The 9,604-nt window shown below is 35.2% G+C and carries 11 protein-coding genes, 3 tRNA genes, 1 other RNA gene and 1 riboswitch; all 15 genes read right to left on the reverse strand.

Features of this window, described 5'->3' with window-relative positions:
* Window positions 1-302: 302 nt before the first annotated feature.
* Entirely contained in the window at window positions 303-551 is a 249-nt protein-coding gene (locus HNR52_RS11450) for a DUF1657 domain-containing protein (RefSeq protein ID WP_013296629.1), read from the reverse strand.
* Between the two features lie 87 nt (window positions 552-638).
* A complete protein-coding gene (locus HNR52_RS11455; RefSeq protein ID WP_274893705.1) occupies window positions 639-911 on the reverse strand; it encodes a pro-sigmaK processing inhibitor BofA family protein in 273 nt (90 codons plus the stop codon).
* A gap of 52 nt (window positions 912-963) precedes the next feature.
* A complete protein-coding gene (locus HNR52_RS11460) occupies window positions 964-1,230 on the reverse strand; it encodes a DUF2508 family protein (RefSeq protein ID WP_013786879.1) in 267 nt (88 codons plus the stop codon).
* A 48-nt stretch (window positions 1,231-1,278) separates the two neighbouring features.
* A complete protein-coding gene (locus HNR52_RS11465) occupies window positions 1,279-2,460 on the reverse strand; it encodes an HD-GYP domain-containing protein (RefSeq protein ID WP_435620633.1) in 1,182 nt (393 codons plus the stop codon).
* A 42-nt stretch (window positions 2,461-2,502) separates the two neighbouring features.
* Entirely contained in the window at window positions 2,503-2,874 is a 372-nt protein-coding gene (crcB, locus tag HNR52_RS11470) for a fluoride efflux transporter CrcB (protein ID WP_435620634.1), read from the reverse strand.
* On the reverse strand, window positions 2,874-3,275 hold the full coding sequence (gene crcB / locus HNR52_RS11475) for a fluoride efflux transporter CrcB (protein WP_435620635.1): 402 nt from the start codon (window positions 3,273-3,275) through the stop codon (window positions 2,874-2,876). Before crcB (HNR52_RS11475) ends, crcB (HNR52_RS11470) begins: the two co-directional genes overlap by 1 nt.
* A 56-nt stretch (window positions 3,276-3,331) precedes the next feature.
* Window positions 3,332-3,392, reverse strand: a riboswitch (Fluoride riboswitch).
* Between the two features lie 54 nt (window positions 3,393-3,446).
* Window positions 3,447-4,046, reverse strand: coding sequence for a recombination mediator RecR (recR, locus tag HNR52_RS11480; protein ID WP_435620636.1), 600 nt, complete (start codon window positions 4,044-4,046; stop codon window positions 3,447-3,449).
* Between the two features lie 13 nt (window positions 4,047-4,059).
* On the reverse strand, window positions 4,060-4,395 hold the full coding sequence (locus HNR52_RS11485) for a YbaB/EbfC family nucleoid-associated protein (RefSeq protein ID WP_013786874.1): 336 nt from the start codon (window positions 4,393-4,395) through the stop codon (window positions 4,060-4,062).
* A 69-nt stretch (window positions 4,396-4,464) separates the two neighbouring features.
* Window positions 4,465-6,057, reverse strand: coding sequence for a DNA polymerase III subunit gamma/tau (dnaX, locus tag HNR52_RS11490; RefSeq protein ID WP_435620637.1), 1,593 nt, complete (start codon window positions 6,055-6,057; stop codon window positions 4,465-4,467).
* Window positions 6,058-6,115: 58 nt separating this feature from the next.
* A complete protein-coding gene (locus HNR52_RS11495; RefSeq protein WP_435620638.1) occupies window positions 6,116-8,008 on the reverse strand; it encodes an HD domain-containing phosphohydrolase in 1,893 nt (630 codons plus the stop codon).
* A 156-nt stretch (window positions 8,009-8,164) separates the two neighbouring features.
* Window positions 8,165-8,430, reverse strand: an RNA gene (gene ffs / locus HNR52_RS11500) — signal recognition particle sRNA large type.
* 136 nt (window positions 8,431-8,566) lie between these two features.
* Window positions 8,567-8,660, reverse strand: a tRNA-Ser gene (locus HNR52_RS11505).
* A 12-nt stretch (window positions 8,661-8,672) separates the two neighbouring features.
* Window positions 8,673-8,762 (reverse strand) — tRNA-Ser (locus tag HNR52_RS11510).
* 3 nt (window positions 8,763-8,765) lie between these two features.
* On the reverse strand, window positions 8,766-9,194 hold the full coding sequence (locus tag HNR52_RS11515; RefSeq protein ID WP_041592155.1) for a nucleoside deaminase: 429 nt from the start codon (window positions 9,192-9,194) through the stop codon (window positions 8,766-8,768).
* Between the two features lie 14 nt (window positions 9,195-9,208).
* Window positions 9,209-9,285, reverse strand: a tRNA-Arg gene (locus HNR52_RS11520).
* Window positions 9,286-9,604: the final 319 nt, after the last annotated feature.

A 9,604-nucleotide genomic window follows, 5' to 3' on the forward strand; every position in this document is an offset into this window, starting at 1 on the left:
TCAAGGTTCATTTCCCTCGCCGCTTATCGCGACATCGTCTATATTACCACATTATCTTCTCTCTGTCAACTGCTTTCTATTTGGTATTTTGTGGTAAATAATTTTAGAATCAATATATACAGTCGAATAATCTGTGCTTTATTAATATACCACATTTATTATTTATATTGCAATGCTCCTATTGCCCAAATTACAGCCAATAATTCATTTTATATCTAATTATCTCATAAATGCTTTATTTTTTCTCGTTTTATGTTAATTTTATGTAAAATTTTTAAGGCATCAATAGATGCCTCAAATACTCATTTTTTATTTGAAAGTATATTTTGCACTTGCTGTGTAGCCTGCTGCTGTTGATTCAATTTGTTATTTGAATTTATATAATTCAACCTATTGTTTAGCATATTTACGTGCCTTTGCATATCTTGCTGCATCTGCTGAAACATCTGCTTAGCTGCTGGATCATCTGTCGCGCTGGCAAACTGTGCATACGTTCCAAGTGCAGACTGTGCTGCAGCAACAGCCTTTTCGATATCGCTTTTTACAGTCATCTTTGTAACCTCCTTAATAAAATATTACCTTTTTTATTATTTCTATTAAGGAGATTATTTACACTTATAATTATTTGGAAATTTATATTACACGATATACTGCAACACAATAAGCAAAATCACTCCAGGTATGCCTAAAAAGCCTACAACTAAAGCTGTTATAGGATTTATGCCGACATATATTCCAAATGTCTTTCCAGCCATATTTATAAAAAATAAGACTAATGCTCCTACTACTCCATTTAAAATAAGCCTTATAAGAAATTTTCTCGGTACAACCAATAACCACCCAAGTATGTATAATAAAAAAAGTCCCACTACATATGCTATTATTATATTGTATTCAATGCTTAAATTCATAAAAATTCCCCCTTAATACATCCTATGATTATTATATTAAGAGGGGGACAAATTATGATATAAGCGAATTGAAATTATCAAAATTCACACCGTTTTCTTTAGCTTTTTTAAGTAAATAAGTATACTTCTTTCTCAATGACTCTATGTTGTAAATAGCTTGATCAATTAAGTCAGGATCTGTAACACTTTGAAAATACATTTCCGCATCTTTTAACTGTCTCATGGTGTTTTTTACTTCATCTATCAAAGCATCATTTTCATCATTTGTTTCTTCTTTTGTAGCTGATATCTCCCTAAAAATTTTATATAGCGTGCCCATATAATACCTCCTCATCCATATTATTGACAGTTATATGGATGAGTATACTTATTTGTTCACTTTTTGTATTTCTCTTATTATCTCCAGCGATTTCCCATCTACCTTATTTTGCTTGACCAATTTATAGATCACATCGATTGCTTCAATATGTGACACACCTTTTCTATAAGGTCTATCTTCTGTCAGTGCTTGGTATATATCGCAAACAGCCATAAGCCTTGAAATTTCATCAAGGTCTTCTCCAGTAAGTCCTTCTGGATACCCTGAGCCATCCAATTTCTCATGATGATTTGCAGCCCATTCAGCTATATCATCAATTCCTCCTATCTCACGTAGTATTATTTTAGTAAAGTATGTATGAGACTTTATCGTCATAAATTCTTTTTCGGTAAGCTTTCCTGGCTTGTCCAATATTTCATTTGGTATGGCCAACTTGCCCAAATCATGCAAAAGACCTGCTATCTTCACCTTTTGAACTGTAATTTGATCGTATCCAGAAATTGTAGCTGCTTTATGAGCAATTTCAGAAATGCCTTTTGAATGGTTGTACGTAAAATGGCTTTTGTTATCAATTATTTTTGAAAAAACTTCAGCGATATTCTCAAGAGCATCTATTCCGAGCACCATAATTTCATTTTTTATGTACGGTTTTAAGACATCAAACTGATTATAATTTTCATAATCCAGCCAAAACTTTTCTTGTTTCATTAGATCTTTAAACACACTTACCAATAGTGGATTAAACGCCTTTCCGGATTCTAAATCAAGCCATTTCTTTATGTTTTCCCTTGTATCGTACTCATTGAGTTTCTTGGATATAATGCTGTACCTTATGTCAAATTGATCTGCTAAATATATTATCTGTGCTTCTAAAGGAATGGAGTTTCCACTAAGATGGAAATATCCGCTTCCATCCCAATTTTCATGATGATACTTGATGATTTCAGAAAACTCATCCCCTTTCGGCATTTCTTTTACGAATTCACTTCCCTTTAGCGAATGCTTCCACGTGCTGTCATGGTTAATGTCCTCAACTATATCGCTTTTTCCTATATCGTGTAAAAAGGCAGAATAAAAGATCTTATATTCTTCGTCGTTTTTAACGCCAATATTTCGTGCCAGTCTTATGCCAACATAGGCAACTTTTCTCGCATGTCCAAAATTTCTTTTTTCCATCACATCTAATGATAGCGATAACGCTGAAAGCAATCTAAAATAGTCTAATATCAAAATCTCATACCTCCCTCCTTCTATACTTCTATAGTACATTATTTAAAACAAACTTCCAATATAGTATCCTAAAAAAGCGCCAATAAGTCCAACGACGACAGTAACAGATGAATACAAAAATGCATGTATATAATGTTTTTTTCGAAAAAGATCTATTGTCTCATGAGAAAATGTGGAATACGTAGTAAAAGCACCTATAAAACCCGTCATGATAAACAATTTTACATCTTTATTAAATAGATGGACAAGCTTAGGGCTTGATAAAAAACTTAATAATAAGGCACCTGTTACGTTTATAATAAATGTTTCTAATGGCACTACAAATTCCCTACTCTCTTTTATGTGTCTGGATATTTCATACCTTAATATTGCTCCCAAAATTCCTCCAAAGCCTACTAACAGCATATTTAGCATCAATTTTCTTCACGCCCTTTAATTATTTTTGCTGTCTTATCTCCTAATTCAAATCCCATAAAAGACATAATAAATCCTATAAGTATTGACAGAAGGACATACGTTACTGCAACTGCGACTCTCCCATTTCTCATTAGATCCATAGTCTCTTTAGTGAACGTAGAAAATGTAGTGAAGGCACCTATAAATCCTGTCGTAATAGCAAGTCTTATATTGAAATTTATATTAAATTCTTCCAGGGTTAAATTTGAAATATAGCTCAGCAAAAATGACCCAAAAATATTTATAAAAAATGTCTCAATAGGAAATACAGTATGCAATATACTTTGATAATAAGTAGAAATTAAATATCTTAATATTGCCCCAAAAAAGCCGCCTACTCCTATATAGATGTATTCCATGAAAATCACCCTTCCATTTTCATTTTAAGTAATAAATATACTCCTATCAGGTAGTATACCCAATAGGAGCCATTAGCATCATCGCATTTAATGGTGAGCTCCTTCACCAGTCTTAATTATATTATAATCCAAACAAATTTTATGTCAAATTAATTTTCAGTAAACTTTAATTTACATTTCCCTTCTGCCTTCTAAAGCTCTGGACAGTGTTACAGAATCTGTGTATTCGAGGTCACCGCCTACTGGTACACCGTGTGCAATTCTTGTTACCTTTATTCCAAAAGGTTTTATCAGCTTTGCAATGTACATGGCAGTTGCCTCGCCTTCTATATCTGGATTTGTAGCTAATATTATCTCATTAATCTCGGTATCTTTTATCCTCTCCAGCAATTCTTTAATTTTTATATCCTCTGGCCCTATTCCATCCATAGGCGATATTGCACCGTGAAGTACATGGTACAATCCTCGATATTCCCTCGTCTTTTCCATCGCTACTACGTCTTTAGGATCGGAAACTACACATATGGTATGTGTATCCCTCGTCTCGTCACTGCATATACTGCAAAGCTCACTGTCAGTAAAGTTATAGCACTTTTTACAGTATCTTAAATTGTTCTTTGCCTCTAAAATAGCATTAGACAAGTTAACAACATCGTCTAAAGGCATATCTAAGATGTAAAACGCCAGCCTCTGAGCTGTCTTGCGTCCAATGCCGGGAAGTCTTGATAATTCATCAATAAGCCTTGACAATGACCTCGAATATACGTTCATTAATTAACTCACCTCAGAACAAGCCAGGTATGTTGAAACCTCCTGTTATTTTTCCCATCTCTTCTGCAATCATCTTTTCAGCACTTCTTAAAGCTTGATTTACTGCAGCCAATACAAGATCCTCCAGCATCTCTACATCGTCTTTGTCAACGACATCCGGATCGATCTTTATGCTTATAAGCTCCTTTCTGCCATTTGCCACTACCTTTACAGCTCCACCGCCTGCAGACTCCTCAACAGTCTTGTTTTCAAGCTCCTCCTGCATTTTCTTCATTTGCTCCTGCATCTGCTGCGCTTGCTTTATCATGTTGTTCATGTTAAAACCGCCAGGAAATCCTCCTTTAGCCATCCAAATACCTCCTAATTAATTTTGTATTCTCTCTTATTTATATGCTAATTTTGACTCAGTAGTGATTAATCAATCTATTATTTCTACATCGCCAAAATATTTTCTTACTGCCTCAATTAACTGTTCATCTTCATTTTTTTCTTCTATAGCAAAAACTATGTTGTAATCATTACCTGTCAGTCTTTTAATAACATCTTTGATGTAATCTTTATTTTCGATTTTATTAAGCTCTTCTTTGTAAAACACATGCTCCTTTGGATATTCTATCACAAAATTGCCATCTTTCAAATATGGTTTGCCTAAGCTTAAAAAAGAAAAAATCATCGGTCTGTCTTTCTTTATCATGCTTAATAGTTTTTTGAAAACTTCATTCACATTTATCTCAATGTTCTTATCTACTTTATCAACTATATCATCAGTTTTTTTCGCTTCTTTTTTTATCACTACATCATCAAAAACCCCCTCAGATTTTAAAGTTTTATCATTAGCGACAATATCCTTCTCTACAAACGGCATCATCTTACCGCTTTTAATCACATTCTCCAACTTATTTAGTCTATCTAATATGCTGTCTATATCAGGTGAGATTTCCGGATTTATAAGCTTAAGCAATGTTATCTCCAGCATTATTCTGGGAGATTGAGCATATCTTATTTTCCCCTGAAGATCTATCAATTTCTCTAACGCATTTGATAAAAACGCCATATCAAATAAAGATGCCTTCTCGATTACATCATTTATCTCTGTTTCTAATATCTCTTCTGACTCATCACCACATGTTTTGTATACAATCACATCTCTCAAAAAAGATAACAGAGCTTTCACCAAATTATTTACGTCTATGCCGTAAAGCATCAACTTATCTATCTGTTTTATGATTTCTTTTCCATCTCTATCGTTTAAACTATTCACTAAAGCAAACAACGTATCATCATTTACAGTGCCGAGTATATCGCACACATCATCATACGTTAAAACATCGCTGTATGAAGCACACTGCTCAAGTATGCTTATAGCATCCCTCATAGAGCCATTTCCATGCTTGGCAATCAGTGCAATTGCTTTACCGTCTATATTTATTTGGCTGTCTTCAGCTATTTTCTTTATATTCTGTGAAATGACTTTCGATGATATCCTTTTAAAGTCAAACCTTTGACACCTTGACAAAATAGTTGCAGGTATCTTGTTTGGCTCAGTTGTAGCTAAAATAAATATCGCATGCTGTGGAGGCTCTTCAAGTGTTTTTAAAAGGGCATTAAAGGCACTGCCAGATAGCATATGGACTTCATCTATAATGTACACCTTGTACTTACATGAAGATGGAGCATATATGATGTTGTCCCTCAATTCTCTCACATCATCAACGCTGTTATTCGACGCCGCATCTATCTCTATTATGTCCATTAGAGAATTGTTATTGGCAGACTCGCATATCTGACATTTGTTGCAGGGCTCCCCATCTAAGCTATTAGGACAATTAACAGCTTTTGCAAAAATCTTCGCAACACTTGTCTTGCCTGTACCTCTTGTACCGCAAAAAAGGTATGCATGTCCTATTCGTCCGCTTTTTATCTGATTTTTTAAAGTTCTGACAATATGATTTTGCCCCAAAACTTCCCCAAAGCTTCTGGGTCTATACTTTCTGTACAGTGATTGGTACATAGAAAAACACCTCATTTACTTAATTGTAACAAAAAAAAGGATACTTTTCTATATCCTTTTAGTTTGCTATTTCCGTTTCTATTTTAATCCTCTCCATCTTTTTTCTATCTCTCATGTATATAGATATTACGCTGTCAACCACCCTCGGATTAAACTGGGTGCCTTTGTACTTCAATAATTCATTTAAGGCTTCGTCAAAGGAAATCCCTTTCCTATACGATCTATCAGATGTCATAGCATCAAATGAATCTGCCACACACAGTATCGCAGCAATCAGCGGTATCTTGTCGTCATTAAGCCCAAATGGATATCCTTTCCCATCATATCTTTCATGGTGCTTTTCAATTCCATCTATTATATCCTTAGATAATCCAATAGGTTCCAATATTTTCCTTGATATTTTTGGATGTTGCTTTATCTTGTCGTACTCCTCGTTTGTAAGCTTACCAGGCTTTGTAAGTATACTGTCAGCCACTCCTATCTTTCCTATATCATGCAGCAAACCAGCAATCCTTATCTTTTCTATTTCATCTTTCGGCAGTCCCATACTTTCAGCTATAATTGCAGCGTACTTCGAAACTCTAAGTGAATGCCCTTTAGTATACTTATCCTTTGCCTCAACAGCATAAGCCAAAGCATCGATGGTCCTAAAGTACCAATTCCTCATGTCGTCATATAGATTTGCATTTTCTATGGCAACAGACACACTATCAGCAACAGATCTCAACAAGCTTATATCATTGGCAAGCCTTGAAGTTGTTAATATGTTTAAGATTCCCACAGCCTTATCTTTAGATATGAGTGGAACAGCTATTACGTTTTTTACATTTAATTCTTTCAATCGCAAAAGCAAATTATCATCTATCGGGAATTTATTAGGATCCAAAACAGTAATTTCTTTTGAAACAAGAAGCTTAACATTTTCATCCGACGACAACGACAACTCTTTTAAAAGAGGCATGTCTCTCAATTCCCCTGCTGCTACCATAAGCTCTAATCTTCCTGACTCATTTATTGTCCTTATGGTACAAAGTGGTGAAGAAAGTATGGTGGATATTTTCTCAGCAATAGAATATAGAACATCTCGAGGTTCTAAATTTTTAGTCAGCAATTGCGTCACATTTCCTATAGCCAGAATCTGCCTATTTCTCTCCATTATCTCTTTTTTCGCATTATTGTAATCAGTTATATCCCTCGACAAACCTTGAATTCCCACTATCTCATTTTCATTGTTCTTTATTACCTTAGCTCTCGTTTCTGTAAGAAGTATTGAACCATCTCTTTTTTTGAATTTTATTTCCGCCATGCTTATTCTACCATTCATCAGATCTTCCATGATCTTCTTATCGTCGTCATGAACGAATTCTGTGATTTTTCTGCCTGTCATCTCGTCTGGCATGTAATCTAAATATCTTACTGATCTATTATTAATAAACTCTATATTGTATTCACCATCAGTAAACCAAAGAATATCTGAAATATTGTCTACCAGTGTCCTATACCTTGATTCCGATTTCTCAAGTTCGTTTGTCACAGCTTCCATCTGCTCATAAGACGCCTCAAGCTCTGCATAGTAATCTTGCAATTCATTGTTTTTCTTTAAAAGCTCCTGAGATTCCCTTTTTAACTCTTCATAAGTTGACTTTAGCTTATGTGACATTTCTCTAAAACTTCTTGATAACTCTACAAATTCTTCTGAAACATCTATATCGATATTATAATCGTATTCACCATCTATTATACGTTTAACGCCTTTATTCAACTTTTCTATTGGATATGACAAGTGCTTTGACTCTGTCATTGCTATAAAAGCCGAAATAAACAATATCAAAAAAGAAGCAAATATGTTATTGCCTATGCCTTTTACTATGTGGACAAACGAAAGTAGATATACAAAGACTGAAACTCCGAATATTATGACAAACAAACGATTGCGATAACTTCTAAACATAAATACCTCCCTAAGCAGTAAAAGTCACTATTAGTATAGTCGACAATGCCCAAAAAAACTTTACACAAATTTTAAATATCAGAATATTTTTTTGATAAAATATTTTTTATGTACATATTAAAATTTTTTTTAGTAAAATATAATAAAATAAAAAGGCCGCACACCCGACTCTGTCATGTTACCATAAGCGTTACATAAGCAGTTAACTCCACTCAAGCACTCCCCCGGCACATGGAAGTATTTGCTTACCGTTGCTTCCTTCCAGACCTGGCGGGGTTCACAAATTTCCATTGCGGAGGACTTGAATATCATAATCACTTACTTATGCCAGCCTTACAGTAATCATGCCTCGGCTCGGGAATTCGACCCTGCTATAGCGGATTGCAGGTTACAGGGCACCGCTACCTCCCCATCTAGTACGGCCATGTAAGTCTTTTTTAACTTACAACATTATTTTGTGCAATGCAAGACCTATTATACATCGTCTATATGTAAAAATCAACACATGGATTGAAATTTTTAATGGATGTTATGGATTAAGATGGGAATTACATTTAATGGCGGAGAGAGAGGGATTCGAACCCTCGGTACCCGTTTTGAGGGTACACACGATTTCCAGTCGTGCGCCTTAGACCAGCTCAGCCATCTCTCCATGATATTTCCATGGCGGAGAGAGTGAGATTCGAACTCACGAGGCGGGAATCCGCCCACTCGCTTTCGAGGCGAGCGCTTTCGACCACTCAGCCATCTCTCCAGATCACCTTAGTCTACTAAAAAAATCATTTATCAATTTTTTGCACTCATCTTCCATGATGCCAAAATAAACTTCTGCTTTTTTATTTAAAAGATCATATACAGTACCTGCAGCACCGTTATCACGACTCTCTGCGCCTACATACACTCTTTTTATCCGAGACTCTATTATTGCACCTGCACACATTGGACATGGCTCTAATGTGACATAGAGCGATGCACCATTAAGCCTCCAATCGCCAATGCTTTTGCAAGCATCCTTTATAGCATTGATTTCAGCGTGCTGCGTCGCATCTTTTTCTGTTTCTTTTAGATTGTAGCCTCTGCCAATAATGATGCCATCTTTAACTACAACTGCACCAACCGGCATCTCTCCAAGTTTAAAGCTTATAATAGCCTCATCTATAGCAGCCTTCATAAACTCGTTGTACATCTTAATCACACAAATGGTGCGCCCGAGAGGACTCGAACCTCCGGCACACGGTTTAGGAAACCGTTGCTCTATCCTGCTGAGCTACGGGCGCATGATTTATATTATATATAAATTTTCAAATTTGTCAATATCATAGTGGTGCGCCCGACAGGATTCGAACCCGTGGCCTTTTGATTCGTAGTCCCAATTAGGCCACTTTTTTCGAATATCGTTTATTCCCCTTTAGTGCCTCTAACGCGCACCATTTCAACGTTTCGTTCACTTATATCATTATACAATATATGTTGAAATTAATCAAGTTTTTTCAGTTCGCAACAGAGATTTCGCATCAAAATTCCAGCAAAAAATTTATCTTTACAAGAATTTTTATATTTTACATCTAGTTGAATATATGGTAATAGTAAATCCAT

This window comes from Thermoanaerobacterium thermosulfurigenes, assembly GCF_051201035.1.
In the GTDB taxonomy this organism is placed as follows: Bacteria; Bacillota; Thermoanaerobacteria; order Thermoanaerobacterales; family Thermoanaerobacteraceae; genus Thermoanaerobacterium; species Thermoanaerobacterium thermosulfurigenes.

Coding starts and splice junctions, on each gene's coding strand:
- HNR52_RS11450 (WP_013296629.1), bottom strand. CDS start 551: ATGACTGTAAAAAGCGATATCGAAAAGGCTGTTGCTGCAGCACAGTCT.
- HNR52_RS11455 (WP_274893705.1), bottom strand. CDS start 911: ATGAATTTAAGCATTGAATACAATATAATAATAGCATATGTAGTGGGA.
- HNR52_RS11460 (WP_013786879.1), bottom strand. CDS start 1,230: ATGGGCACGCTATATAAAATTTTTAGGGAGATATCAGCTACAAAAGAA.
- crcB (WP_435620634.1), bottom strand. CDS start 2,874: ATGCTAAATATGCTGTTAGTAGGCTTTGGAGGAATTTTGGGAGCAATA.
- crcB (WP_435620635.1), bottom strand. CDS start 3,275: ATGGAATACATCTATATAGGAGTAGGCGGCTTTTTTGGGGCAATATTA.
- recR (WP_435620636.1), bottom strand. CDS start 4,046: ATGAACGTATATTCGAGGTCATTGTCAAGGCTTATTGATGAATTATCA.
- HNR52_RS11485 (WP_013786874.1), bottom strand. CDS start 4,395: ATGGCTAAAGGAGGATTTCCTGGCGGTTTTAACATGAACAACATGATA.
- dnaX (WP_435620637.1), bottom strand. CDS start 6,057: ATGTACCAATCACTGTACAGAAAGTATAGACCCAGAAGCTTTGGGGAA.
- HNR52_RS11495 (WP_435620638.1), bottom strand. CDS start 8,008: ATGTTTAGAAGTTATCGCAATCGTTTGTTTGTCATAATATTCGGAGTT.
- HNR52_RS11515 (WP_041592155.1), bottom strand. CDS start 9,194: ATGTACAACGAGTTTATGAAGGCTGCTATAGATGAGGCTATTATAAGC.